Source organism: Baaleninema sp. (assembly GCF_049974805.1).
Lineage (GTDB): Bacteria > Cyanobacteriota > Cyanobacteriia > Cyanobacteriales > Geitlerinemataceae > Baaleninema.
Genome location: NZ_JBNGCO010000069.1, coordinates 1 through 26,962, shown reverse-complemented (window position 1 = coordinate 26,962; position 26,962 = coordinate 1). Strand labels below are relative to the sequence as shown.

The following is a 26,962-nucleotide window of genomic DNA, read 5'->3' as shown; positions in this document are numbered from 1 at the left end:
TCGGTGCGTGACAATTTATCGGTCTCGAGTTGGACACCCGATTTTTCAAGTCACGCACCCTACGGCTGTTAACTGTTCACTGTCAATGCACCACGCTTCTATTCGTACCGCCGACATCCACCGATCGATCGCCTTTTACGAACTCTTGGGATTTACCGTCAGCGATCGATTCACCACGGGATACACCCTCGCCTGCTGGATGGAAGGGTTAAACGGACGCATCGAACTGATTCAAATTCCCCAACCGAAACCCGCCCCCGACGCCTTCTCAGACGAGCATTACGTGGGGTACTATCACCTTTCCTTCGATTTAACCGACACCACCCCCGATTTACCCAGTTGGCTGGAGACTCTCAAAACTCGCTTCACCGCTGCCACTGAGGACAACCCCGAACTCGTCAGTCCGTTAACGGTTCTCCTCGAACCCCAGCAACAACAAATCGGCGATCGCGTCTACGAAGTCGCGTTTATCGCCGATAGTGACGGTTTACCCTTGGAATTTCTGCGCCAACTCTCTTAACACGCGGGTTGGAGAGCCATTTCTGGAGGAGACGGCATCCCGTGATACAGGGCTTTGATAGGAATTTCGATGGTAAACGTGGTGCCTTTACCGGGAACCGAATGACAGCGAATCTCGCCGCCGTGTCGTTCCACGATGATTTGATAGCTAATGGACATTCCCAACCCCGTCCCCACGCCGATGTCTTTCGTGGTGAAGAACGGATCGAAAATGCGCTGACGCACGGACTCGGACATTCCGCTACCGTTGTCGGAAATCGAAATGTAGACGCGATCGCCCTCCGCGACGCCAGTTTCGATCGAAATCGTGGGAACCGCGTGCAACTGCGACGTTTGAGAGAGGCGGCGGCGTTCTTCCAACGCATCCACAGCATTCGAGAGAATGTTCGTAAACACCTGGTTCACCTGTCCGGCGTGACATTCCACTTCCGGTAACTCGCCGTAGGATTTGACGATTTCCACAGCGGCGAGATCGCCTTTGGCTTTCAAGCGGTGTTGCAAAATCGTCAAGGTGTTGTCGATTCCTTCCTGTAAGTTCACCGCTTTCACCTCCGCTTTGTCCAAATGAGAATAGTTGCGCAACGATCGCACGATTTGTTGGATGCGTTCGGTTCCCACGCGCATCGACTCCACCAGTCGCGGTAAGTCTGATTGAATGAAGTCGAGATCGATTTCCTCAACGGCGGTTTCGATTTCCGGCGTCGGAACGGGCAAAGCTTCGTTGTAAAGCTGAATCAAGTTCAGCAAGTTATCGGTATACTCCGCGAGATAAGTCAAATTGCCGTAAACGAAGTTGATGGGGTTGTTGATTTCGTGGGCGACACCCGCCACCAGTTGCCCCAAACTGGACAGCTTCGCCTGCTGTACCAGTTGCGATTGCGTCTGTTGCACCTGCTGAAGCGCCCTGGCCAAAAGATTGGACTTTTCCCTGGCTTTGGCTTCTGAAGCTTGAAGTTGTTTCTGAAGCCGACGTTGGTTGAGTTGGTTTTCCACTCGCACCAATACCTCGGCGAACTGAAACTGCTTGCTAATATAATCCGAACCGCCCACCTGGAAGGCTTTGATTTTGTCGATGGCTTCATTGCGGGCGCTAATGAAAATCACCGGAATCTCGCGGGTTTGGGCAGAGGCTTTCAGATGTCCGCAGACTTCGTAGCCGTCCATCCCCGGCATCATAATATCGAGCAAAATCAGATCGGGGTTTAAGTCCACCACCGATCGCACGGCGTCCTGGCTGTCGGTGACGGTTTCCACATCGTATCCGTATTTCCTCAGCATCGCCGCCAGCAGATAGGGGGAATCGTCCACGATAAGAATGCGGTTGTCCGACAGCTCGATGGGATAGTTGAGCAACTCGTCGATATTTGTCTTTGTAAGAAGTTGGTCCGTCATAGTAATACCCTTTAACCCCTCTAAGGTTGGCTTAGTTGTAACGCGGTTTACAGATGGCAACTTTTAGAATCAATCGCAAGTTGCCTCTGTCACATCATCCAAAATAGAAATCCAGAGATGACTAGACTTCTGTGGATTAGCTGCGATAACTCGAATTTTGTATACACAGCTACTCAATTTCCTACAAGATTGGCAAACAACAAGAAATGAGGCTTCTACTTGTATGTTAATTGTAAGGGATTGCCTACATTGTATCTATGTTTTTAAATAAAGAAAGTGTAAAAAAATACGAAAATTATATTTAGATTTGTTTTAAAATGGCGTAAATCTAAACAAAATACGAATAAGTAAATTCTAGGTAAAGGTTAGGTAAATGACTTTCTTTGTAAAAATATTTCAAGACCTGCAATATTTGTTTATTTTTGTTACTCTTTTTTACAAGACCTATACAAAGGGATACGAACTCAGAGAAATAATCGATCGACTTATCTATAGTTTTACCTCCTAAAAGAGGATACCGTCTATTGACAAATCTACGATTGTTTCGATATCTAAAATCACGCATCCCGACCTCGAAAAATTACTGAAATTCTCCTATCCTAAATCCCGTATTTTCACGGATTTGTTCGCCTTCCGGTCACATCTCATGGCAAAATACCGACTAAATCTAAAATAAATTGAGAGAAATTCCGACCATGATACCCCAAATCGGTATAATACTACGCTTGAGTTTTATCCTGGCGATCGCCCTCCTCCTCAACCTTTCCACTACAGGCGTCGCGGCCGCATCGATCGACCCCTCAGCCCTCGCCCGCATCGACGCCACCGAAGTCCGCGTCAGCCTCGGCAGCCCTGACAACGAACTGAAATTCTTCCCCAACCAATTCGAGTTCGTCGCCGGACGCACCTACAAACTCCTCCTCAACAACCCCAGCCCGCAAAAACACTACTTCACCGCCAAAGACTTCGCCGACGCCAGTTGGACGCGGAAAGTCGAAGCCGGAAACGTCGAAATCAAAGGCGCCATCCACGAACTCGAACTCAAACCCGGCGCAGAAGCCGAATGGGTGTTCGTCCCCGAAAAACCGGGAACCTACGACTTGCGCTGTACCATCGCCGGCCACGCCGAAGCGGGGATGACGGGAACCATTCGCATCGTCAATCCCCAAGAATCAGTCTAACCATCACCCACGGAGCGATCGAATCGAATCTGCTAACGTAGATAGAGACCTATTGCGAACAAATCGCGATCGCTCCGGACAACGCGCCGCCTTGTTTCAAGCTTGCGAATTCCTGACCGCGAATTCCTAGCAGCCAAGAAGCTGCGGCATCCGTTGCCCGCCGTACATTTCCCCGACAGAATAAGAAAAGGCACTCGAGAATCGTCCCCATGAATATCTTTAGCGATTTACTGGCTTCCTCTGAGAAATCAAAATCTCGCGAGAAATCGCAGCTTCCCGGCTTGAAAAAACAACGCCGCCGCATCGAAATCAAGTCCAAGCGCGAAATCGAGATTATGCGACAGTCGGCGAAAATCGTCGCCACCGTCCTCAAAGAAATCTCAGAAATGACCCAACCGGGGATGACGACCGCCGACCTCGACGCCCACGCCGAAAAACGAATTCGGGAAATGGGGGCTAAGCCCAGCTTCAAAGGCTATCACGGTTTCCCCGCCACCATCTGCGCCAGCGTCAACAACGAAGTGGTTCACGGTATCCCCAACCCGAAAAAAGTCTTGAAAGAAGGAGACGTGCTGAAAGTGGATACCGGGGCGTTTTACCAAGGCTTCCACGGCGACTCCTGCGTGACTATCCCCGTCGGGAAAATCTCCCCGGACGCCGAAACCTTGGTTCGCGTCGCCGAAGAAGCGTTATATAAAGGTATCGAACAGGTCAAAGCCGGGGCGTACCTCCTCGACCTGGCCGGCGCGATTCAAGACCACGTGGAAGCCCACGGGTTCAGCGTCGTGGAAGAGTTTACCGGCCACGGCGTCGGTCGCAACCTCCACGAAGAACCGTCGGTGTTCAACTTCCGCACTCGGGAAATGCCCAACGTGAAGTTACGGGCGGGAATGACGTTAGCCATCGAACCGATTCTCAACGCGGGGTCGAAGCATACGCGCATCCTCTCGGATAAGTGGACCGCTGTAACCATCGATAATTCTTTATCGGCGCAGTTCGAGCATACTGTGTTGGTGACGGAAGACGGTTACGAAATTCTGACCGATCGCAGTCAGGTTTAAGGTTCGATCGTCAGGTACGAACTCCACTCGACTTCGCCAGACCCCCGGTATCTCGAGGATGCTGGGGGTCTGCTTGAAGGAGAGAACGTCAATTCAGCAGCCCGTAAATATCGTTATATGGCTTTTAATTGTTAATTTTTTCTAATTAAGTGACCTCAAACCTCAAATTTCACTTAAAATGCTCGTAATTCATAGCTATGTTGGGGGAGCGCGTTAAAGGCGTCCTCAAGAAAGTTGCGACACAACCGAACCCAGGCTTAGTCGGGCAACCCAGGTAGAAGAACGCCGACTAAGAGGTTTTTTTTCGATCGAACTCGACAGATAACGACAGATAACGACAGATAACGACCTTCTCGTTGAAGGGCGGTCGATGGATTTGTGAATGTGAATTCAAGTCCCCAAACCCTGTTTTGAAAAGAAACATTTTTGAAAATAAACATTGAAAACAAACAGGGAAAAACGACCCTAGGCTTGAATTTTTAAAAAGTTGATTTTTATTTCAATTTTTTTCAACTTTCGCAGAATTCAACCGAGACCGCTCCCAAAAGTCGATCGAATTTTAGAGAATTTATTCACCCAATCCGTCTTTTTTTCTCAAGACTTCCCAACTCCATCAAGGCGTTAGGGAGAAAAGGAGACGAAGGTTTTCTCAACCGAATTTATTTCGGATAGAAAAGTAAAAAAGAGGTCGATCGAGCCATCCCTATCGCCAAGGAGAGCATCATGGCCACCGAATTTGAAAAACTGCAAAAATTCAAAGACATCTTTGGATTATCAAACGCATTTACAGACGAACCTTCCTTTTTTGTCAGCAACTTAAGCGTCAGTCAAAACGGACTTTTTGTCGGAGAAAGCACAACGCTAACCTTTCAAGTTAAAGCCGCCAATCCCAGTTCCAGCCCAGGCATTCAACTGTTTGAAGTAGACGAAACCGGGGAAGCGAACCTAGTTGAAATTTTAGTCGATGACGGCAATGTTGCCATCGGAGACGACATTGCCGGAGATGGCGTTTTCAGCGGACAAATTACCCTATCTCCCGACAGTCCCGGTCAAAAAACCTATTTTGCAACAATTCCCAATTCCGACGAAGAAACCGACAACCTTCAAATTGATATCGTCCAACCGTTAACGGACGAACAATGGCAAACCATTTTAGACTTTAACCAACAAGTCGAAAGCAATTTTGTCGAACTGCTAGATTCCGGTCAATCTTCCGAACAAGCGATCGCGAACATCGTCGCCGACTTACAAGCCAATCCCGAACGAGCCAAGTCCGAAAGTATTGTAGCTACCGCCAGTGAAGTGCTTTGGGAAACCCCAGAAGGGATTTTAACCTTTTTAGATTCTCAATCCTATCTTGGCGGAGAAGAGCGAGGCGTGAACATCGGAACCGAACAGGTTTCAAAAAACGCCCCCGACGACACCACAACCAGCGCAGCGAGTTTTCAAACCCAAGCCTTATCAACCCTTAATTCCAGTTGTAACAACGCACTGGTTTTAGGCCCTTATGCCAACGAGTTTGAACCCAATGATGAAACCAATGAAATTGCCCAAACTTTAGAAAATGCGGGTTTCAACGTCATCGAAAAACGCAACGAGAGCGACGACGATCGAAATGTCAACGTAGAAGATTTCAAAAACCTACATCTTTACGATGTTGTTGCCATTTCCAGTCACGGCGGAAATTGGGGAGGCAAAGGTATCATTGTTACGACCTCACAACAGGATAATCCCGAAAATCGCGACTTATACGAAGTCGATCTTCAAACCCAACGACTTGCTCTCTCCAGCAGTAACACCTACGCTGTTACGTCTTCTTTCTTTGAAACCTACACGGGTGAAATGTCCGACACGATTGTATATATCGGATCTTGTAGTAGTACAGCAAACGACGCCCTCGCTCAGACCTTTCTTGACAAAGGAGCCGCTGCATTTATCGGGTATTCGGACACCGTTGGTTCGGGATTTGCCAACGAACGAGGTCAGCGAGTTTTTGAAGAATTGGTTGCCGGAACGACCGTCGGTCAAATTACGGGCATCAATCAAGATCGAGAAACCGATGATACTCCAGCATTATTCCAATTATTTGGAGACGAAAACGCCACCATTTCCCTAGCAGAATTCAAAAATGGAGATTTTGAATCGGGGGATTTGAGCTGTTGGTCAATCCAAGGCGATACCCGCGTCATCACAGCACTCGGTTCGCTGCAACCGCCAGAAGGCAATCAAATGGCGATTATCAGTACGGGTTTGGGTTCGGTCAACGACAGCCAAAGTGAAATTGCACGGAGTTTTCTCGTACCGGAAAATGCCGAAAATTTGCGGTTGACTTATAACGTCGTTTCCGAAGAACCGTTGGAATTTGTCGGAACTGCATTTGACGATCAGTTTGATATTTTGCTCGATGGCGGAACCCTCGCGAGCGAACGAGTGAACACTTCCGCGTGGCAGTCGATCGATGGCATTGATTTCTTCGGCGGCGACAGTACAGTTTACGAAACTGGTTGGGAAGAAGTGTCGATCGATCTGACGCCCTATCGCGGACAAATCGTCGATTTACAAATCCGAACGTTCGATCGAGGCGATTCACTCTTCGATACCGCCGCCCTCATCGATGACATTCGCATTGAAATGGTGTAAAAAATTCGCTCGAACACCATGAAGCCATGTCTAGAAATACCTCTTCCACAACATCTACATTTTTAGAACCAACGTTACGATTAGTGTGGTAACGATTCCGTGGGAATTTACATCACCTAAAATCGAAGTAAAGCCCCTCTCGGTGTGAGGAGAACCAACCATGTCTAAAATTTCCATCATTTCCCAAATCGCCCCCTCAGCATTAGTGGCAACAGCCCTGTTAAGTGCTTTTCCCGCCAACGCCGCAGAAATCCCAACCTCCCCCGCCAGCAAAATAAATCCAGAAGAGACCGTTACCAAAGGACTCAACCCAACCTCCCAACCCACAGAAGTCCGACTGGCACAAGTCACCTCCGTATCCCAACTCTCCGACGTACAGCCGACAGACTGGGCGTTTCAAGCCTTACAATCCCTCGTCGAACGCTACGGCTGTATCGCCGGATATCCCGACAGTACCTATCGCGGCAACAACTTCATGACCCGCTACGAATTCGCCGCTGGGGTCAACGCCTGTCTCGACCAAATCGTTGCCCTCATCGGCGGCGGTGAAACCATCGACCCCGCCGACTTAGCCACCGTTCGCCGTTTGCAAGAAGAATTCGCCGCCGAACTGGCCGCATTGCGGGGACGAGTCGACGGCTTAGAATCCCGCGTGGCGGAACTCGAAGCCAACCAGTTCTCCACGACAACGAAACTCAACGGAGAGGTGATTTTTTCGATCGCCAACGCCTTCGATACCGAAGAAGGCAACGAAGAAACCGTGTTTCAAAACCGAGTTCGCTTGGATTTCGTCACCAGCTTCAGCGGACGCGATCGACTGCTGACGCGGCTACAAGCCGGAAACAGCGTTCCCTTCGGCATCAACGGCAACAACGACGGCATCGACTTCGGGGCTTCTGCCGAAGGGGTTCTGTCCTCCCAAGTCTTCGGCGACTCCAGTAACACCGTCAACATCTACACCCTGGCTTATACCTTCCCCGTTGACGACAAATTCGAGGTGACGATCGCCGCCAACGGCGTGCGCTTTGCCGACTTTACCCCCACGCTGAACCCCTATTTCGACGACAACGACGGCGGCAACGGTTCCCTGAGTGCCTTCGGACAACACAACCCGATTTACCGTCTCGGCGGCGGGGCGGGGTTGGGATTAAACCTGAACTTCACCGATTCGTTGCAGTTTACAGCGGGGTACTTAGCCGGAGAAGCCAGCAGTCCCCTGTCTGGCGACGGTTTGTTTAACGGCGACTTCGCCGCGTTAGGACAGTTGACGTTCCGCCCCAACCCGGATATCGGCGTCGCCGTCACCTATAATTACGGCTACTTCGGAGAAGGCAACTTCGCCTTTAACAACGGCGATGCTTCGGGATTCGACAATACCGGAATCGGGTTTGCGGGGACGGCGATGGCGAACGGTGTCGGTGCCACCAACCCAATTACGAGTCATTCGATCGGGGCAGAAGTGTCCTGGGCGGTGGCGGACAGCATTCACGTCAACGCCTGGGGCGGCTATACCGATATCGAGTTGCAGAACGACGATCTCGACGGTGAAATCTGGAACTGGGCGTTAGGATTGGCGTTTCCCAACTTGCTGTTACCGGGCAACGTTGGCGGGATTGTGGTGGGATCGCAGCCCTATCTCGGGGGGTTGGAGGATAACAACAGCTTCTTCGACAACGATGTGCCGTGGCACGTCGAAGGCTTTTATCGGGTGAACATTAGCGATAATATTTCGGTCACGCCGGGATTCGTGTGGTTGGTCAATCCCAATCAGGACGCTGATAACGACGGTTCCGTGGTGGGTACGATTCGCGGTACGTTTACCTTCTAGGGGCGATGGAGGTTGATAGTTAACAGTTGATAACGGGGATTGGGGAATCTCCCCATCTCCCCATCTCCCCATCTCCTCATCTCCTCATCTCATCATCCCCTCATCTCCCCATCTCCTCATCTCCTCATCTCATCATCTCCCCATCTTTCCATCATGATTGCGATCGCGATCGCATCAACAACCCCGAGACTGTCACGAGGACACCCTTCAAACTGTCACAGGAGCGGGGGGACGAGAATCAGTCGGTTAACCGTTAGCGATCGTCGCGCCTCAAGCTATTCAAAGAAATAATAGTGACCAACGAGCTAATTTACTGATGGTGCGTTGGATGACTACTCCTAAACCGAGGCTTTCGGTCTCACACTCTCCTCGTTGCGAGTTTGTGTTTGAGTTACGAACGCAATTACAAACTCTGCTGTGGTCGGTTGAGTTACTCGAAATCCGTTTAAATTCTCCGAAATCTCAAGCTGAAGACCGACAATACCTCCATACTCAAATTCAACAAGTCCGAGAAACCGTCGAACGAACCTGTGCTTTGCTCGATCGCCCCGGTCGTTCTCATTATGATTGCGGTACTACGGACGAAACGGCGAGTCTCGATACACTTTCACCGTGATTTTACAGTCTAAACTATCCATGAGGTGCGATCGATCTCACACCGATCGCACGCGGGCGCGCACAACCGCTCTTAACAGACGGTCGATCGCCCGAGCTTCCTCTTCTGAAAGCGATTCGTCTAGCATCGCGGCCATCAACCCATAGCGATCTCCGAGGGTCACTTCTTGGGTGTCCGCTACCGCCGCCAAAATTTCTGGAATTGCACCAGGACGTAGCATGACTTGAGGATCTCGATATCCGACTCGTCGATTGCTTTTTACATAGTCCACTGATGCTTGACTAAATGTTTTCACGTAAGTTAACACAGTAATAACCTCTTTAATATAAGTAATATCACTTAAAAAACGAACCATGACAAGTCCATCCTCAGTTAATTCCCCCCTTGCGATCGTGAACGAGAGTCCGCCGCGACAACCCCATTCAAACGCCGACAGCGAATCCTTCAAAGAGCTGTCCCACGAATTTCGTTCGTCCCTCAACACCATCTTGATGTCCGTCGAACTCCTCGAGGACGACGACACCGACGAGGAAGAATGTCAGAGTTATCTCGAATTCATTCGCACAGCGGCGGAAGAGATCGATCGCCGCCTCGCAGAATAAATCAGGACATACGAGAAGGAGGCGATCGCAAACCGGGCTTTCGCACTCGCATATCCGTTCTCAATTCGCTTCTTGTCCCGATGTGATAGCATGACCGCAGATTTTTTTCCGACTCGAGCGTAATTCCTATGACCTGGCAACGTCCTGACGGTCGCCCTCTCGATCGCCTGCGCCCAGTCAGCTTCGAACTCGACTTCACGCGCTTCGCCAAAAGTGCCGTGTTAGCGCGATGCGGTAACACGCAAGTTCTCTGCAGCGTCACCGTGACACCCGGCGTTCCCAAATTCCTGCAAGACAGCGGACAGGGATGGCTGACGGCCGAATATCGAATGCTGCCAAGTGCGACGCCGCAACGTCAAGCCCGCGAACTCCTCAAACTCTCCGGGCGCACTCAAGAAATCCAACGGCTCATCGGCCGCAGTTTGCGGGCTGCCCTCGACCTTAAATCCTTGGGAGAACGGACGATTATCGTCGATGCAGACGTACTGCAAGCGGACGCCGGAACCCGTACCACTGCAATTACTGGGGGTTGGGTGGCCCTGGCCGACGCCCTCAACACCTTAGTACGAGAAGGAGAACTCGATCGATCGCCCTTGCGCCACGCCATCGCCGCCGTCTCCGTCGGTCTCATCGGCGAGGACGCCGTTCTCGATTTGCAATACGAAGAAGACGTCGCGGCCGACGTAGATTTTAACGTGGTGATGACCGAAGAACTTCAGGCCATCGAACTCCAAGGCACCGCCGAAGACGGCAGTTTTTCCCGAACTCACCTCAACCAATTACTCGACCTGGCCGAACGGGGAATTAAAGATCTCCTCGCCGCTCAAAAACAGGCATTAGACGGACGAATCGAGCCGTAGGGTGCGTGACGCGGAAAAATCGGCTGTGGCATCGGAGGCCGAGAACTCCTCACGCAGCGATCGCTGGCGCCGCTGCAATCCCTTTAACTTTTGAGGGGTTCACCGGAGCTATAAGTCCCGCGCTGTATGCGAAGCCTCAGCGTCGGGATACATGGACTCCCCTTGAGAAGTCGATTCCCCTCGATGGGGATGAGACAAGCATTTGCATTGGCTATGGCTTGTGGCACACTATAGCGATGTAGCCCAGGGACTCTGGGGAACGGAAACAGCCTGTCAAGTCGAGCGAGCGGATGCCGAACCGAGTTCGGCATCATTCGAGTCGAGCGTCGGTCTGTCGGGGGTCTATGACCTAGATAAGTGGCGTGGGGCAGGAATACTCAAGAGCGATCTTGGGAAGCCCGCGCTGTACCCGTAGGGTCAGCGTCGGAAGGATGTCACAATATATCAAGCTAGATTATCGATCGCCCAAAGCGCAACCACCTAACCCCTATGAACGTTTTCCGTCAATTTATCGCTCCAGCTCTCATCGTCCTGGTGTTCCTGCTGGCCTTAGTCGCCACCAGCGCCCGGATTTTCATTCCCGGCGGCTTGAGCGAACCCGTATCCGTCGAATCCCCCGCCCCCTCTTCCCTCAGTCAGTCCCAGTCCTAACCTTGTGGCCTTGGATTTTCTGCCCGGTTATCACTTACACGAAGGATCGAGCCTCGATCGCGCGCGGTTGGTGAAATTCGCTCAGCGCACCTACCGCGAACTCTACCCCGATCGCGACTTTTCCCACCTCGCCCAAACCATCGAACAGTATTTCTCCGCCAAAACCCCCGTTTGGTGGGTCGAAGCCGAAGCGGCCCAAGACAACGAACCCATCGCCTGTTTGTGGTTGGGAAACGCCATCGACCAACTCGGGGGCGATCGTCACGCCCATATTTTCCTCGTCTACGTGGCGCCGCCCCACCGACGGCGGGGAATCGCCACCGCCCTGGTTCGCCACGCCGAAACCTGGGCGAAAAGCCGGGGCGACACCCAAATCGGCCTGCAAGTTTTCGCCGACAACGATCGCGCCATTACCCTCTACCGAAAACTGGGCTACCACACCCTATCCTGGTGGATGGTCAAACCGCTCGATCGCCCCTAATACTCCATCCTTTCCCGATCGGCTAGATTTCAAGAAGGGGGGATGGTCAGGTTCGGCAAAACCAGTATTTGAAATTCGGATTCCGTATAAAATGCGAAAAAGGATGCAGCGAACGCCACATCCTTCGAGGTGAGGAGCGAGTGTTATACCAGAGAATTACGACTTTGTTCCCGTCACCTTTTGGGAAAAGTCAGTAATTTTGCTTTGTAATTCCGTGCGAGCCTCTGCGGTGAGCAAATACCGGAAAATAAACCATCCCGAATAACCGATTCCCACCAGTTCGAAGAGGGGCGACAACAGGGGGATATCGTTAATCGCATCGACGATCGAGGCGACCAAGTAAATGGCGACGAGCGCCCCAACCACCAAACCGACGTTGATCAGCGGCTTTTTATATTCCGAGAAAAACTTCCCGACGTAATCGAAAAGATCCGAGAGAATCGACAGAACTTGAGCTTTGACCTCTTCAAATCGGTCGTCCGTCGCCTCGGGGTTAGACAGTTGAATTTTACCGCCTTCAGAAGCCGGAACGGCCGCCTCCGGAGCGTCTTGTTCGGGAGTTTGCACTTCGTTGGGGTTTGTTTCTGGACTCATAGTTGACAACCTCGTAAATAACAACGTCGATTATATTAGAGCTTTCCGAGCCGTCGGCAACAGCCGAAACCTTCGATCGATCCGAAATATGGACTGGCGTTCAAACTTTCCTGACAGTAAGGCAGAGACCGAAAAATTGCAAGAGAACCCCCACATCCGACTGAATCCCACCACCGACATTTTGGCAAATTTCCCCGTTCGGGGGTCTGTCGATCGCCGTTAAATTTCCTATGACTGCTTCCCTAACCCTGATGTCTTCCGTTTTCGATCGCACCATCGAACCCCTACCCAACGACGTCGTCAGAGCGATCGCCGCCGGAGAAGTCATCGACTCCCCCGCCGCCGCCGTCCGCGAACTGGCCGAAAACGCCCTCGACGCCGGCGCCACCCGCATCTGTATCCATATCGATCTCGATCGCTGGGCCGTGCGCGTCAGCGATAACGGTTGCGGCATGACCCGAGACAACCTGCGCCGCGCCGCCACCGCCCACAGCACCAGCAAAATTCACCGCTTCGACGACCTCCACCGCATCACCAGCCTGGGCTTTCGCGGCGAAGCCCTCCACAGCCTAGCCAACCTCTCCCGTTTGGAAATCCACAGCCGCACCGCCGACGGCGACGGATGGCGTGCCGTTTACGATCGCCAAGGAACCCCCCTCGCCCTCGAACCCGCTGCCATCGCCCCCGGAACCGTCGTCACCGTCCGCGACCTGTTTCGCGACTGGCAGGGACGCCGCGACGCCCTCCCCAGTCCCGCCCAGCAATTCCGCGCCGTTCAACTGACCGTTGCCAACCTGGCACTCTGCCACCCCCGCGTCAACTGGCAAGTGTGGAAACAGGGCAAACGCTGGTTTTCCCTCAGCGGCAGCCCCAACCCGAAAACCCTCCTCGTGCAACTGTTACGGGGGGTGCGTCCGGAGGATTTGCGGGAAGTCTCCCTTCCTCCGGACTCCCGAGAGGCGTTAAAAGACCGTTTAAAAGACCGACTAGACCTGGTTCTGGGACTGCCCGATCGCTGCCACCGCCACCGCCTAGACTGGCTGAAATTCGCCGTCAACGGTCGCGTCGTCAACGTACCAGAACTCGAACAAACCGCCCTCTCAGCCCTGTCGCGGATGCTGCCCCGCAACCGCTATCCCCTGGGTTTCGTTCACCTGCAGGTCTCCCCAGACGCCATCGACTGGAACCGCCACCCCGCCAAAACCGACCTGTATCTCACCCAAATCGAAACCTGGCAAGAACGGCTTCGCCGCGCCATCGATCGCGCCTTGCGCCTCGACGAAACCCAACAAGAGGCACCCCGTTCACCGCGAATGCAACAACTACTGAAAGTCTCCGCCTCCAAAGCCAGTTACCGCCTCGACGACGAGAACCCAGACCGACCCTCGACCCCCCTGATGCCCCTGCGAGCCGTCGGACAGGTCAGCAATACTTATATCGTGGCCGAACATGCCGACGGCGTTTGGTTGGTCGAACAGCATATCGCCCACGAGCGCGTTTTGTTCGAAGAATTTCGCGACCACTGGCAACTCGTCGAACTCGAACCGCCCATCGTCTTACAACAGTTGAGCGATCGCCAACTCCAGCAATTACAAGCCTTATCCATCGACGTCGAACCCTTTGGCGAAGGACTTTGGGCAGTGCGTCAAGCCCCCGCCCCCCTCGCCCAACGGGACGACTGCGCCGACGCCCTCTTAGAACTCTCCCAAACCCCCGACTTAGAAGCCGCGCAAGTGGCGACCGCCTGTCGCAGCGCCATCCGCAACCGCAGGATTCTCACCTTGCGGGAAATGCAAACCCTACTCGATCGCTGGCAGCAAACCCGCCATCCTCACACCTGTCCCCACGGACGCCCCATCTATTTAGCCTTAGACGAATCCTCCCTCTCCCGCTATTTTCGCCGCCATTGGGTCGTCGGAAAAAGCCACGGCATTTAAGTCATGGCATTTAAGTCATGGCATTTACACAACAATACGAATTGCTAAGCTGTCAAAATTTATATTGACAGTTGTAACCCAATGTCCACATAATTTTAGATTGTGTAAACTCGACACTCGTAAAGACCCTTGGCTAACGTAGTTGTAATCGGTGCCCAGTGGGGCGACGAAGGAAAAGGAAAGATCACGGACTTGCTCAGCCGCTCGGCGGATGTCGTAGTACGTTACCAAGGAGGAGTGAACGCTGGACACACCGTCGTTGTCAAAGACCGGACTTTTAAGCTTCACCTCATTCCTTCGGGGATCTTATATCCAGAAACCGAATGTATCATCGGTTCGGGAACGGTTATCGACCCCCACGTACTGATCGAAGAACTCGACCAACTCAACACCTTAAACGTCCCGGTCGATAACTTAAAGATCGCGCAGACGGCGCACGTTACAATGCCGTACCACCGCATGATCGACCAAGCCTCCGAAGAACGGCGAGGATCTCATAAAATCGGGACGACCAAACGGGGGATCGGTCCGACTTACGCCGATAAATCCGAGCGTACCGGAATTCGCATCCTCGACTTAATGGACCCGGACGGCTTGCGGGATACCTTAAAATGGACGATTCCCTATAAAAACGACATATTACAACGACTGTACGACTTACCGCCCCTCGATCCCGACGAAGTAGCCGATCGATATCTCGAATATGCAGACCGACTGCGCCCCCACGTCGTCGATGCCTCCCTCCGCATTAACGCAGCCGTGCGTTCTCGCCGGAACATCCTATTTGAAGGCGCTCAAGGCACCTTACTCGACCTCGACCACGGCACCTATCCCTACGTCACCTCCTCCAACCCCGTGGCGGGTGGCGCTTGCGTCGGTGCCGGCGTCGGACCGACGATAATCGATCGCGTCATCGGCGTAGCCAAAGCCTACACCACTCGCGTCGGCGAAGGCCCCTTCCCCACAGAAATGAGCGACGGAATCGGAGAAGTACTGGGGTCTCGCGGCGCCGAATTCGGCACCACCACCGGCCGGGCCCGTCGCTGCGGTTGGTTCGACTCCGTAATCGGCCGCTACGCCGTCCGCATCAACGGTATGGACTGTCTGGCCATTACCAAACTGGACGTTCTCGACACCCTCGAAGAAATCAAAGTTTGCGTCGCCTACGAAATCGACGGCGTGCGAACCACCGACTTCCCCAGTAACGCTCGTCAGTTCGCCCGCTGCAAACCCGTTTACGAAACCCTTCCCGGTTGGAAAAGCTCCACCGAAGACTGTCGCGAACTCGACGACTTACCCCCCCAAGCCCTCGATTACCTGAAGTTTCTGGCCGAACTGATGGAAGTTCCCATCGCCATCGTCTCCCTCGGCGCCGGACGCCATCAAACCATCATCGTCGAAGACCCCATCCACGGCCCCAAACGCGCTCTCCTCGACGCCAACGGAGCGCCCGTGGAAGGCTCGGCGTCTTAACCGTTGGACGCGATCGACCCCCGCCGTCGAGCTATCCAGGCATTTGAAAAATCGCCTGTGATACCATAGAATGCTTGGCTTTTTTGTAACGAAACGCAACAAACACCATGAAACTGACCGTAGAATGCAAGCCCAGACCCGAAGGTAGCAAACCCAACGCCTTGCGTCGCGAGGGTTGGATTCCCGCCGTTCTGTACGGCCACGAGGGCGATAAATCCATCTCCCTCATCGTGGACGAAAAATCCGTCCAACAACTGCTCAAAGAGCCGGCCGCCAGCACCAGCCTCATCGACCTCAACGTTCCCGACCTGTCTTGGAACGGAAAAACCCTGTTGCGGGAAGTCCAAACCCACCCCTGGAAAGGCTACCCCTACCACATCAGCTTCTTTTCCGTCGCCGCACAAGACAGCGTACAAATCGATTTACCCCTGCACTTCATCGGCGAACCCGTTGGCGTCAAATCCGGCGGCATCCTCGAAGCGCAAGTCACCGAAATTACCGTCCGCTGCGCTCCCAACAATATGCCCGAGTCCTTGGACATCGACGTATCTGGTTTGAAAATCGGTAAGAGCCTGCACCTCGACGAAATCGTATTTCCCGAAGGCGTCGAACCCGTCACCGATACCAACCTGTTAGTCGCAGCGATTCAAGTGCCTCGCGGCGTCCAAGTCGACGAAGAAGAAGGAGAAGCTTCCGACGAACCCGAAGTCATCCTCGAAGCCTAAATATCGGTGTCCGAGACACCTCACTCAGAACCAGGGATCGACCCTGGTTTTTTTGTGCCGAAGGAACAAGGAGGACACGATCGACTGTTAAGATCGGTTGCGGTTGGGCTATGTGGCCGCCGTCGAACTGACCCGTCATTTTTTTTTCAATATGGATCGATACAACGTTTACGCTATTGGCAACGCCCTCGTCGATATGGAGTTTGAGGTCACAGAAGACCTGTTGTCGCAACTGAAAATCGACAAAGGCGTGATGACCCTCATCGACGAAGACCGCCATCACGAACTCGTTGACGAACTGCTGAAATACGAGGTCAAAAAAGCCTCGGGAGGGTCGTCGGCGAATACGGCGATCGCCGTCAGTCAGTTCGGCGGACGGAGTTTTTACTCCTGTCGCGTCGCTAACGACGATACGGGACTGTTTTACGTGGAAGATTTGGAGCGTTGCGGTGTCGCCAGCAACGTCCACCCGGAACATCGTCCCGACGGCGTGACGGGTAAATGCTTGGTGTTCGTGACGCCGGACGCCGATCGCACCATGAACACTCACTTGGGAATCGCGGGGGATTTTTCGACCAGCGATTTGGTTCCCGAGGCCATCGCCGCTTCGGATTATCTCTACATCGAAGGCTATTTGGTCGCCTCGCCTCCGGGAAAAGCCGCCGCGATCGAAGCTCGCAATCTCGCGCAACAGGCGGGAAACAAGACCTCGCTGTCCCTGTCTGACCCCAATATGGTGAATTTCTTCAAACCCGGTTTGTTGGAAATTATCGGTTCTGGGATGGATTTCATTTTCGCCAACGAAAGCGAAGCGATGAAACTGGCGGAGGCGAAGGACATCAACGACGCGATCGCCTATTTGAAAACCCTCTCCAAACAGTTCGCGATCACGTTAGGCTCGAAAGGCTCGTTGATTTACGACGGAAATACCGTGTTGGAAATTCCCTCGGTGTCCGTAAAGGCGATCGATACCGTCGGCGCCGGAGATATGTACGCCGGAGCCTTACTCTACGGGATGACCCACGGAATGAACTTCAAAGCTGCTGGAAACCTGGCGTCTCGAGCCGCTGCTCGCGTCGTCTCCAGCTTGGGACCTCGTTTAGAACCCGACGAAACACAATCTCTGTTAGCGGCGTAGGGTGCAGATCGTGAGGTGATGGGATCGTGAGGTGATGGGATGATGAGGTGATGGGATGATGAGGTGATGGGGAAATTTTTCCGGGTCACCTTGTCACCTTGTACTTGGTTAAAAATGAATTGAGATGTATCCCCTCGAATTTCCAGTTTCAAACACACAAGCGAAATCCCGAAAAAATCTGACGAATATGGGGATAATACCAGTTGCGAAACGCAGTCCGTAACGCCCAAGGTCGCGTTGCCCAACTTCCCCCGCGTAAAACGTAATGGTTCCCGTCAAAATAGGCTTGAGAATAGCCTGGATAGGGAAAAAAATCAAACCCTGAATAGCCTTCAAAAGTCGTCGCCGTCCATTCCCAAACATTGCCCAACATATCCCAACAGCCCACCGGAGAAACGCCGTCGGGATAAGCATCAACAGGCGTCGTTCCTCGGTTGAACAAACGGTGATTGCAACGGGACGCATCGGGGAAGTCGTTCCCCCAAGGATAGGCGTAACTTTCACCCGTTTGCGGGTTACAGCGGGCAGCTTTTTCCCATTCCGCTTCCGTGGGGAGTCGCTTCCCGACAAACTGAGCGTAGGCGTTGGCTTCATACCAACTGACTCCACAAACTGGATAATTGTCGAACTCTGGGTTATTCGTCCAATACAACTGCTGAGAAATACCGTTTTCGTGCAGCCATTGCCATCCCGCTTCCGACCAATATTGTCGCTTGTCGTATCCCCCCGCTTCGATAAACTGTCGGTATTGACCGCAAGTCACGGGGTATCGATCGATCTGAAATTCTTCCACAAACCGGCGATGGCGAGGTCGTTCGTTATCCGCCGCTTCTACCCCATCGTTACCCATCTCGAACTCGCCACCGGGAACTGTCACGCTGTCGAATTCTAGCTGCGAGTTCGACCCCGGCTTAGAAAACGGTAAAGCGGATAAATTCTGTTGTTGCAACACCAACGCCACCGTTTCGCTATGTTGGCTTTCGTGTTGCAAAATAAACCACCAAAGCGGTTTTTGTTCCTCAATTGGGGCAACGTCGAGATAGTGAAATACCTCATCTCGAATTCGTTGCAAATAGTCGCAAGTTTCCTCAAAACTGGGCAGGTTCACCCGTTCCGTTTTCGGCAAACCGTCGGCGGCGTACAACCGATGAAACTGAGGCTGCATCGGCGAAGTTCCCGCCAGATGGCGCAACAGCCACAGTTCCTCGGTAAAGCCAATATGTCCCAAATGCCACCCCGCCGGACTGAACTCGGGATGAGACTGACAGCAAAACGCCGCGTTGTCGAGTTCTGCAAACTGTTTGAGGGTAGTTTGGCGACATTGCGTAAAAGCGTCGCGGAGGATATCTTTAGTCGAATTGGGCGAATTAGTCGAGATAGTACCAGTCAAACTCACGATCTTCTCCTACACACACGAGGCTACTGTCTGGAAACGCTTGCCAATTTCCGGGGAACAGAGGTTCCGAGGCGATTAACACTGCGTTGGGAAAGGCAGCATCGTCCTTTATCCAATACAGAGAGGGGGCGGTGGCGTGGCTGGCGAAGCGGCTGGCGACGAGGCTGCGTCCGTCGCTGAGAACCAGGTTCGCCGAGAGACGGGTGTTGTGAGTCTCCGCCAGTTGTCGTAATTCCAGCAGCGTGGCTTTCAAGGCTTGCTGTAGCGTCCAGTTGGGGTGAGTTTGCCAGGTGTGTAACAGCAGGGCGAAAATATGTTCGGAATCGGTACTGCCTTGGATGCTTTGATAGAGTTCGTCGCTGAGACGTTCTCGGATGGGGCGATAGAGGGTATGGCGGAAGTTTTGGATAAAGCCGTTGTGGATGTAACTGAGAGTTTGGGAAACGAAGGGCTGACAGTTACTTAAATCGATCGCCTGTCCGGGTGTGGCGCTGCGAACGTAGGCGAGAATACAGTCTGAGGTGATGTAGCGACTGAGGGAGTCGAGATTTAAATCGCTCCAAATGGGTAATAGGCTTTTGTAGGTGAAGGGGCGATCGCTCTCAACTCCCTTCTCAGACCGAGAACCGTACCAGCCAATGCCGTAACCGTCGGCGTTGACGACGCCCGAGGTCATTTCGCGCGGTTCGTAACTTTGGACGACGAGGGAGTGTTCGGGGTCGCACAGCACTTGAGAAAGCTGTAGGTTCTCGCCGAGATAGCCCAACAAACGACACATGGAGCGATCGAGTAAGTTTGTCCCTCCGATCCTAGTGCAAAACGGTTTTGTTGGAAACGTTTCCTTCGGCATCCACATCGTAAAGCACGGGAATTCCCGTCGCCAGTTCCAATCCCGGCACTTCTTCAGGGCTGAGTTGGTCTAAGCGCATGATAATCGATCGCAGGGAGTTGCCGTGGGCGGCCACGAGAACGTTATCGCCGTGTTGGAGATGGGTCATAATCCGACTGTCAAAAAACGGTAACGTTCGCGCCACCGTATCTTCTAAACTTTCGCCTCCAGGGGGACGCACGGAAAACGATCGCCGCCATTCGTGAACCCGGTCTTTTCCGTATTTTTCGGCAGTTTTAGCTTTGTTCAAACCCTGCAAGTCGCCGTAATAGCGTTCGTCCAACGCCATCGACGTAAACACGGGCAGTTCGATGCTTTCGTCCCCCTCGTATTTATCCCAACCGTGCCAGTGGGGGTCGTCGGCTTCGTGTTTGAGAACCGGACTTCTCCCCTGACAAACTTCCTCGTATTCCGTCAAGCAAATCACCGCCGTTTCGATCGCCCGAACCAACAAACTGGTAAAACAGACATCCACAGCATACTCGCGAATTTTCTCAGCGGCTTTGCGGGCTTCTTCCCGTCCCAACCGACTCAGGGGAACGTCAACCCAACCCGTAAACTTGTTGGCTGCGTTCCAGGTACTCTGTCCGTGGCGGACGAGGATAAGTTTCGCCATAGTGGGTTCACCTTTCGCGAGAGATCGATCGCATCTTAACGAACCCAGTTAAAGGAAAGGTGATGGGGAGACAAGGGAGACAAGGGAGATACTCATCATCTCCTCATCTCCTCATCTCCTCATCTCCTCATCTCCTCATCACTCCGTCAGAACCGTCAACACCTGGGGCGGCGTCGAATCCGGGGGATAGATGAAATCGACTTCCACGAGTCGCTGGTTGCGCGGTTGGATGTTGAGGGTGACGAGGGGGTCTCCGGCTTGGCCGCGACGTTGGACGAGGTGAACGTAGCGGGTTTGGGGTTTTCCCTCGTCGTCGTTGTATTGCAGACGCACGATTCCTCGGAAAAACACTCGGTTTTCGGGAGGATCGAGAAAGGTTAACCCGCCGTTGACGAGATCTTGTTTGACGGGGGTTTGAAACAGTAGCGAGACTTGGCGGGGGTTGCTGCTGGGGTTGAACAGGGGAAGGGTCAGGTTGTATTCGATACCGTAATTTCCGTGGGCGTAATAGGCGGTGTCGGGATAGCGGCGCACCAGTTGGGCGCTTTGGATTTGTTCGGTTCCTAAACGGCCGCGATGAAGGGTACTCAGACCGTAGGAAAACGATCGCCCCGGTTCGGGAACGGTCAATTGGGGCGGATCTTCGCTTTCAAGTTTACCGGAATCCACCAGTTGGGCTTCCCAGCGCGACCCCAGAGCGACCCCCGCCACGCGAGAGTAAATCATGGAGTCTACGTCGTAGATGCGATCGATCGGAGTGGGTTCGAGATCTCGCGGTCCGGACAAGCCTGCGGTATCGAGGAGAGTTTTCCATTCTTCGAGGGTGGGAATGCGTTCGTTACCGCCGTTGCGGGGGGCGAACATGGCCAAACAGGCGACGTAAACCGGCCCGTCACTTAACAGGCGCAGCAAGGTCGATCGCCCGTTACTGGAGGGAACCACGCGACCGACGGGAATCGGCAGGTTCATCAACATCCGGTAGTCGCCGGGTTTGAGTTCGAGGACGGCGGGCCAGTTTCCTTGACGTTTTCCCCGTAAGACATCGTTGGTGGCGCGACTTCCGGGCCCCGAGTACACGGTTCCCAGGCGATCTTCGACGTAATTGGGAAGTTCGACGAACAGGGCGTCTGGGCGGGTGAGATAGCTGGCGCCGTGGAGGACTTCGACGCGCACGGTGCGATCGCTGGGATTGTGGAGTATCAGCCCTTGAAACAGGGTTCGGGTTTGCGATCGCGTGCGGGCCCGAGCGATGTGGTGGGTAAAAATGTCGAACCGTCCCTCGAAGGTGTAATCGAGATGAGCGTCGGGATGGGAGCGGTCTTCCGGAGGAAACGTCGAGAGTAGAATTCCCTCTTCGAGGACGACTTCGGGGCTGTTGCTGTTGAACACGGGAACGTCATCGAGTCGCCCCGGAAGCGGCCGCATTTCTGTGGGAAAAAAGACTTCGACGGACGGCACTTCTTCAACCTCTTCTTCGGGAGGGGGTGAGGACTCCGAGGGGGACGACTCGGGGGTCGAGACTTGCGCCATCTGGGAGGAGAGGGGATTTTCTGACAGGGGTGTGTGAGGTTGCGCCATCCAAATCGGCACGGGTGTCAGCGCAGCAAACAGAGAGAGTGAGAGCATTCGGCCATACAGCGACACTGACCGATCACTATACCGGATCGGTGTTGCGACAGATTCGCGAGTAGGGGGATTCTCTCCTGGCCGTCCTGTTGCTGCCAACGGCGAACTTTGAAGATGGGTTGGGGGTTCAAAGGCCTAAAAGATATCTCGAGGCGGATTTGGGAAGCAGTTTTTCCAGGGCGTAAATGAAGGTGACGTTCAGGACTAACACCCCAATTAATAAGAGTAAAAATGAGGGAAAAATGGGTACGAAAAAGTGATGAATTAACAGCCGACCTTCGAGGTTGACGATCGGAGCGTGAATCAGGTAGATGGCGAAGGAATATCTTGAAAGGGTTTTTAGGGGTTTTAGAGTGCGATCGAACGGCAAGCATCCCAAGAAAAATAAAACCGCATAAATCTGCGATGAAAGCTTTGTAAAATTGTTGGCGTCATTGATTGTTAAGCTCGAAAAATAGATGGCATTTCGTTCGTAAATTGTGAGGGCGATCGCACAAGCTATCGCCATCCAAATTTCTTTTTTTCGGGATATAACCCAGGGTCTCACGCGCTCGTAATGTTGTCCGATATACCATCCTAGAATAAAGAAAAATACCCAATCCAAAATCAAGCGATCGCTGAGGTAATGGAGGGGGGGAATTATCCCAAACAAGGCACTGTACCGCACGAGAGTAGAGCCAAGCTGAACTCCAAGCGCAATGGCTAAACCTCGCGTTCCAATGGTTTTAATCTTGAATTTGACGAGTATCCACCACAACAGATAAAACTGTAAAATTAAAATGATAAAATAGTATACATAAACACTTTTACCTAAAATTAAATTGGGAATAATATTTGATAGGCTACGATTTTTAACAATAAAAATATAAAAGAATTCAAATATTAAAGACCATAAGACATAAGGCGGAACGACGCGCAAAAGTCGTTTTTTGAGGGTGGCATTGGGGTTTTCAAAATTTTGAGGAACGTAAGAGAGCCAGAAGCCACTGAGAAGAATAAAGGTCGGCACACAAAACCGTTGTAGTTGGTTGATGGCCAACAGCATTAAATTGAAGCTCGAACCGCGTTCGACTTCCGGTAAAAACGCACCGCTAACATGAATAATAACAACACCCAAAATCGCGAAGCTGCGAAGTAAATCAAACTCGGGCAAACGGGTGCGAGAAGCCGGGTAATAAGTGTGAGAAACTGACGCTGTCATGATGTCGTTTCCAAAAGGTTGAATCCGGGGAAAGTTAATCGGTATATCCTAACTTTTGGTTTAACTGTCGCACCTCTTTCAGTTCTGTGTAAGCCTCGAGAACCTCGGGGCTGAAATTTTGACGGTCTTTCATAGTTTTGACGTCGATCGCCGTTCCGAGCGCCCGATGTTGCGGGGCTTCGTGGGCTTTGACCCCTTGGCCGCTAGTACCCCATAAATTCATTTTGTCGTCGGCGTGTTCGAAGCGTCCGTAATCGAGCATATCCTCTTCAAATTCGTATCCCAAAAATTCCACGAGTTCTCTAACTGTGGTTTGAGGGGATGCGACGATATCTTCGTAACGAACCCTATGGGTTTGTTCGTCCTCGAGTCGATCTAACAGGCGCAAAACGGCGGTATTATAGTCGTACCAAATGGACAAGCCCCGTTTGGGATTGTTGCGGAACCACTCGCTCATGGCGATCGAGCGCGCGTCTCGTACTAAATGTACGAACTTCGCGTTGGGGAAATCCTCGCCGATGGCTTCAAAAAATAGCGATTGTCGCGGTTCTTTGAGGGCTAAGCAGGTGGTTTTCTCTTTTTTGAGAATTCGATCGAACAGCCGTCGAGGATCGAGTTGGGCCAGAAGCGGTTTTGCGCCGTAATAGTTACAAATTTGTCGGTATTTGTTATTAACGATTTTTTCTTTTTTGTCGCCGCGAAAATAACGGGGAATTGCGAGTTCGCAGGGGGAAGCAATTTGCGAGTGGGAGTCGAGAACGCGCATGAGCATCGTCGAACCACTGCGCGGCGCACATCCGATAAAGGTAACCTGGCGAACGTTGGGATAGTGTCGGTTGTCACCGTTGCGGAGAATTTGAAACGCTTCCCAGTAGGTTTTTATCCAATCGAGCATAACGATAAATACTCCTTTTAATATAAATCAACCGGACTGAAAAACGGGTTTACAGAACCTTTTGATAGACCTCTAAAGTCTGCTCGGCTGTTTGGTTCCAGTTAAATTGTTTGGCGCGATCAAACCCCCGTTCTACGAGTCGATCGCGCTGCGCGGAACTGTCCAAAACCGACAGCATCGCTTCGGCTAAATCCTCCACGGAATGGGGATCGAACTGAATTCCCGCGTCGCCGACCACTTCGGGAATACTCGATCGATTGGAGGCGATAACGGCGGTTCCACAAGCCATCGCCTCCAGCGGTGGAATTCCAAATCCTTCGTATTCTGAGGGATAGACGAACGCCACGCTACAGCGATAGAGTTTCGCTAAATGGCGATCGTCGGGTTGTTTTAGGGTTTGTAAGTGGTTTTGCAGTCCCAATTCGTCGATTTGTTTCTGCTCGAAATCCCGAAACGAACCGCCAACAGCCAGTAACATCGCCTCGGGAAAACGCGAGACGACTTTCGATAACGCCTCTAAGAGGCGATCGAAGTTTTTATAGTTGGGATTGCGCGACCCCACATAGAGGAAATAGGGTCGTTCGGGAACCGATTCTTCGCCGTAAGACATTTGAATGTCGAGTTCGGAGGCTTCGTAGACCACGGTAATTTTCTCTTCAGGAACTTTCGACAGTTCCATGAGGTCTTTTTTTGTATTTTCCGAGACGCAAATTACCGCGTCGGCGATGTCTACCGATCGCTTTTTCGTCCGCGCGATTTGACCGCTGGCGTCCATGCGATCGGCGTACAGTTCGTGAATCATGTCGTGAACCGTCACCACCAGCGGACGCCGATAAGAGGTCATGTCTTTTCCCGTCAGCATCCAGTAATAAGTTGGGTGCATTAAGTCAAAGGATTCTGAAGCGGTGACCGCTTGGAAATAGCGGCGTTCTAACCACTCGAAAACCCGCCTCGGTTTTCCCTCGCGGAAGGGGAAGGCGTGGGTTTTTAGGTTCGGATGCTGCGGGTAGGCGATATCCTGGGTGCGATAGGCGGTCAGAATTGGCGTCAGACTGTTGGGAAGTCGGGAAATCAGGTTGTTGAAGTAGCGGTTGATTCCGCCGAACTTTTGCAGTTTGTAAATGACACCGTCGTAAAATACCCGCATCGATCGCTCCTTTAGGTAGGTTTTGAGATCCGTCTTAGGACAGTTCTTTCGATACCTCTCGAGACGCGTTGAGTTTCGACGCTACTCGCGCTTTATCAAAATACCCTTCGTCGTTGACTTCCACCCAATCGGTTTCATCTAGATCGTACATATGAAAGTGAGGGTGGTACAGTTTTAAGTTATACGAGAAAAACCCCGCCCAGTCGGAAAAGGCGCTGTGACCCGTCACGAGAACGTCGCAAAGGGTCATTTGATGAAAGCTTGTCATGGCGGGTTCGACGAGGTGAAATTCGATGAGTTCTCCGTAAGATTCGCTTTGAAACTCGCGGACGAGTTCGTTCATTTCTTCGTCCGAACCGAAGGAATAGATATGAAAGCGATGGGGTCGATCGCTTAACAGTTCGTTGAGTTGGCGCGTAATGGTTTGGTAGAAACTTGTCGGAAGAAAGCGTTGGTTTTTCACCGAGGCGTCTTCGCGGCGGATGTGAACCCCAATGTGAATTTTATCGCTCTCGAAATTGGCGACTTTGTAGGGATGAGAACGGGCGTGATATTTCTGGCGCAGTTTGCTGACGACGTTATCGTAAACGCTTTTCTCGACTTTACCCTCTCGCGCCCACTGTAACACTTGGTAGAGCAACACGCGCACGGCTTTTTGAAAACAGTAGATCCTGGGGCGATCGATTGTCTTGATGTTGTCGAAAACCCTTTCTAAATACTCAAAAGAAACTCCACTCCAATAGGGCTTTCGCCACTTGCGAATTTTTGGCGTCGGCGCACGCTTTAACCAGCGACGCCCTCGAGTTTCGAGAGGTGAGATCGCGTTCAACCCAGCTAGGGCGGGAGGGGAGAACTTACGAACCCCTAGTAGAGGCGAACAAGACACTAAATCCACGTCCAGCCGATTAATTTTGGCGGACTCGAAAAACTCGGAAAACAGCGTTTCGTTTTCCCCTAACCCAAAAAAGGCTTCCCAGCGTTCGTCAGGAAGTGGACTGTGTAAATACTCGAGGTCGTATAATTCAGCCAGGATAAATCCGGTAATGAGGTCGTCTAATTTGTGGCCGACCCGAAAGCCAGAATTAGGGATTGCGGTGACGTATTGATTTGAATGCACCGTAAACGTCCTGGATCGCGTTACAACAAAATTGCGCTTATTATGGCACGTGATGGTAAAAAACGGCAATGGTTTTCCATCGACTTCATCAAAAATTTACATTTTTTGCGCCCTTTTCTATCGCTTCTCGATGTAGCTTACGATTGGGGATTTACTTCACCCCCCTCTTTCTTCTCGAACGCACTCGACAGTCCTGAAAAACCAAGTTATACTTGAATTTTGCCTCGGTATGTTTGGAAGTGTTTGGTTATTTTGACAACAGTTTGAATGTCTCGGAATGTCCGATAAACTTGAATTGTCATTGTTGATAATGCGTTTTGAGTCGTAGCTGGTAATATTGTAAATTAGTTGTTGCTTGGAGTCTGCAAGTCACAACC

General features: G+C 52.2%; 26 protein-coding genes. 15 read left to right on the top strand and 11 right to left on the bottom strand.

Going from position 1 to position 26,962, the window contains the following annotated elements; translation table 11 throughout:
• Positions 1-85: 85 nt before the first annotated feature.
• Positions 86-520 carry a VOC family protein gene (locus ACP5D4_RS13885; RefSeq protein ID WP_428012215.1) on the top strand — a complete coding sequence of 145 codons (435 nt, stop codon included), beginning with the start codon at positions 86-88 and terminating at the stop codon, positions 518-520.
• Here the strand turns inward: ACP5D4_RS13885 and ACP5D4_RS13880 are convergent.
• Complete coding sequence (locus ACP5D4_RS13880) at positions 517-1,911, bottom strand: hybrid sensor histidine kinase/response regulator (RefSeq protein WP_428012214.1); 1,395 nt, start codon at positions 1,909-1,911, stop codon at positions 517-519. The genes ACP5D4_RS13885 and ACP5D4_RS13880 overlap by 4 nt on opposite strands.
• 695 nt (positions 1,912-2,606) lie before the next feature.
• Here ACP5D4_RS13880 and ACP5D4_RS13875 point away from each other — a divergent pair.
• The 5 genes from ACP5D4_RS13875 (at position 2,607) to ACP5D4_RS13855 (ending at position 9,237) form a co-directional block, all read left to right on the top strand.
• Entirely contained in the window at positions 2,607-3,092 is a 486-nt protein-coding gene (locus ACP5D4_RS13875; protein WP_428012213.1) for a plastocyanin/azurin family copper-binding protein, read from the top strand.
• A 209-nt stretch (positions 3,093-3,301) separates the two neighbouring features.
• Positions 3,302-4,153: a type I methionyl aminopeptidase gene (gene map / locus ACP5D4_RS13870; RefSeq protein WP_428012212.1), complete on the top strand. Its 852-nt coding sequence runs from the start codon at positions 3,302-3,304 to the stop codon at positions 4,151-4,153.
• 723 nt (positions 4,154-4,876) lie between these two features.
• Positions 4,877-6,793 (top strand): hypothetical protein, encoded by a 1,917-nt coding sequence (locus ACP5D4_RS13865; RefSeq protein ID WP_428012211.1) that lies wholly within the window; start codon positions 4,877-4,879, stop codon positions 6,791-6,793.
• A 160-nt stretch (positions 6,794-6,953) separates the two neighbouring features.
• Positions 6,954-8,621 carry an iron uptake porin gene (locus tag ACP5D4_RS13860; protein ID WP_428012210.1) on the top strand — a complete coding sequence of 556 codons (1,668 nt, stop codon included), beginning with the start codon at positions 6,954-6,956 and terminating at the stop codon, positions 8,619-8,621.
• 382 nt (positions 8,622-9,003) lie between these two features.
• A complete protein-coding gene (locus tag ACP5D4_RS13855) occupies positions 9,004-9,237 on the top strand; it encodes a hypothetical protein (RefSeq protein WP_428012209.1) in 234 nt (77 codons plus the stop codon).
• Between the two features lie 37 nt (positions 9,238-9,274).
• On the opposite strand, the gene ACP5D4_RS13850 is transcribed toward ACP5D4_RS13855, so the two are convergent.
• Positions 9,275-9,457 carry a hypothetical protein gene (locus ACP5D4_RS13850; protein WP_428012208.1) on the bottom strand — a complete coding sequence of 61 codons (183 nt, stop codon included), beginning with the start codon at positions 9,455-9,457 and terminating at the stop codon, positions 9,275-9,277.
• Between the two features lie 133 nt (positions 9,458-9,590).
• On the opposite strand from ACP5D4_RS13850, the gene ACP5D4_RS13845 reads away from it, so the two are divergent.
• The 4 genes from ACP5D4_RS13845 to ACP5D4_RS13830 all read left to right on the top strand — a co-directional run bounded on the left by ACP5D4_RS13845 (position 9,591) and on the right by ACP5D4_RS13830 (position 11,831).
• Positions 9,591-9,839: a histidine kinase dimerization/phospho-acceptor domain-containing protein gene (locus ACP5D4_RS13845; RefSeq protein WP_428012207.1), complete on the top strand. Its 249-nt coding sequence runs from the start codon at positions 9,591-9,593 to the stop codon at positions 9,837-9,839.
• Between the two features lie 128 nt (positions 9,840-9,967).
• Positions 9,968-10,699 (top strand): ribonuclease PH, encoded by a 732-nt coding sequence (gene rph / locus ACP5D4_RS13840; RefSeq protein WP_428012206.1) that lies wholly within the window; start codon positions 9,968-9,970, stop codon positions 10,697-10,699.
• Between the two features lie 489 nt (positions 10,700-11,188).
• Positions 11,189-11,350 (top strand): hypothetical protein, encoded by a 162-nt coding sequence (locus tag ACP5D4_RS13835; RefSeq protein WP_428012205.1) that lies wholly within the window; start codon positions 11,189-11,191, stop codon positions 11,348-11,350.
• Positions 11,351-11,360: 10 nt separating this feature from the next.
• Positions 11,361-11,831, top strand: a complete 471-nt coding sequence (locus tag ACP5D4_RS13830; protein WP_428012217.1) for a GNAT family N-acetyltransferase — start codon at positions 11,361-11,363, stop codon at positions 11,829-11,831.
• 156 nt (positions 11,832-11,987) lie between these two features.
• On the opposite strand, the gene ACP5D4_RS13825 is transcribed toward ACP5D4_RS13830, so the two are convergent.
• Positions 11,988-12,425 (bottom strand): CAAD domain-containing protein, encoded by a 438-nt coding sequence (locus ACP5D4_RS13825; RefSeq protein ID WP_428012204.1) that lies wholly within the window; start codon positions 12,423-12,425, stop codon positions 11,988-11,990.
• Positions 12,426-12,513: 88 nt separating this feature from the next.
• Here ACP5D4_RS13825 and ACP5D4_RS13820 point away from each other — a divergent pair, with 88 nt between their 5' ends.
• The 5 genes from ACP5D4_RS13820 (at position 12,514) to ACP5D4_RS13800 (ending at position 17,698) form a co-directional block, all read left to right on the top strand.
• On the top strand, positions 12,514-12,648 hold the full coding sequence (locus ACP5D4_RS13820; RefSeq protein WP_428012203.1) for a hypothetical protein: 135 nt from the start codon (positions 12,514-12,516) through the stop codon (positions 12,646-12,648).
• Positions 12,649-12,655: 7 nt separating this feature from the next.
• The gene (mutL, locus tag ACP5D4_RS13815; RefSeq protein ID WP_428012202.1) at positions 12,656-14,362 is read left to right on the top strand and encodes a DNA mismatch repair endonuclease MutL; all 1,707 of its coding nucleotides are present in this window, start codon (positions 12,656-12,658) and stop codon (positions 14,360-14,362) included.
• A gap of 129 nt (positions 14,363-14,491) precedes the next feature.
• The gene (locus tag ACP5D4_RS13810) at positions 14,492-15,835 is read left to right on the top strand and encodes an adenylosuccinate synthase (RefSeq protein ID WP_428012201.1); all 1,344 of its coding nucleotides are present in this window, start codon (positions 14,492-14,494) and stop codon (positions 15,833-15,835) included.
• Positions 15,836-15,942: 107 nt separating this feature from the next.
• On the top strand, positions 15,943-16,560 hold the full coding sequence (locus ACP5D4_RS13805; RefSeq protein ID WP_428012200.1) for a 50S ribosomal protein L25/general stress protein Ctc: 618 nt from the start codon (positions 15,943-15,945) through the stop codon (positions 16,558-16,560).
• A gap of 151 nt (positions 16,561-16,711) precedes the next feature.
• Positions 16,712-17,698 carry an adenosine kinase gene (locus ACP5D4_RS13800; protein WP_428012199.1) on the top strand — a complete coding sequence of 329 codons (987 nt, stop codon included), beginning with the start codon at positions 16,712-16,714 and terminating at the stop codon, positions 17,696-17,698.
• A gap of 148 nt (positions 17,699-17,846) precedes the next feature.
• On the opposite strand, the gene egtB is transcribed toward ACP5D4_RS13800, so the two are convergent.
• The 8 genes from egtB to ACP5D4_RS13760 all read right to left on the bottom strand — a co-directional run bounded on the left by egtB (position 17,847) and on the right by ACP5D4_RS13760 (position 26,585).
• Complete coding sequence (gene egtB, locus ACP5D4_RS13795) at positions 17,847-19,094, bottom strand: ergothioneine biosynthesis protein EgtB (protein ID WP_428012198.1); 1,248 nt, start codon at positions 19,092-19,094, stop codon at positions 17,847-17,849.
• Complete coding sequence (egtC, locus tag ACP5D4_RS13790) at positions 19,066-19,872, bottom strand: ergothioneine biosynthesis protein EgtC (RefSeq protein ID WP_428012197.1); 807 nt, start codon at positions 19,870-19,872, stop codon at positions 19,066-19,068. Before egtC ends, egtB begins: the two co-directional genes overlap by 29 nt.
• Before the next feature lie 31 nt (positions 19,873-19,903).
• Positions 19,904-20,599, bottom strand: a complete 696-nt coding sequence (locus ACP5D4_RS13785; protein ID WP_428012196.1) for a 2,3-bisphosphoglycerate-dependent phosphoglycerate mutase — start codon at positions 20,597-20,599, stop codon at positions 19,904-19,906.
• A 138-nt stretch (positions 20,600-20,737) separates the two neighbouring features.
• Positions 20,738-22,129 (bottom strand): DUF3370 domain-containing protein, encoded by a 1,392-nt coding sequence (locus tag ACP5D4_RS13780; RefSeq protein ID WP_428012216.1) that lies wholly within the window; start codon positions 22,127-22,129, stop codon positions 20,738-20,740.
• Between the two features lie 223 nt (positions 22,130-22,352).
• Positions 22,353-23,426, bottom strand: coding sequence for an acyltransferase (locus ACP5D4_RS13775; protein ID WP_428012195.1), 1,074 nt, complete (start codon positions 23,424-23,426; stop codon positions 22,353-22,355).
• Between the two features lie 34 nt (positions 23,427-23,460).
• Positions 23,461-24,321 (bottom strand): sulfotransferase family protein, encoded by an 861-nt coding sequence (locus tag ACP5D4_RS13770; RefSeq protein ID WP_428012194.1) that lies wholly within the window; start codon positions 24,319-24,321, stop codon positions 23,461-23,463.
• A 49-nt stretch (positions 24,322-24,370) separates the two neighbouring features.
• Positions 24,371-25,468, bottom strand: a complete 1,098-nt coding sequence (locus tag ACP5D4_RS13765) for a glycosyltransferase family 4 protein (protein WP_428012193.1) — start codon at positions 25,466-25,468, stop codon at positions 24,371-24,373.
• Between the two features lie 34 nt (positions 25,469-25,502).
• Positions 25,503-26,585, bottom strand: a complete 1,083-nt coding sequence (locus ACP5D4_RS13760) for a hypothetical protein (RefSeq protein ID WP_428012192.1) — start codon at positions 26,583-26,585, stop codon at positions 25,503-25,505.
• Between the last annotated feature and the right edge of the window lie 377 nt (positions 26,586-26,962).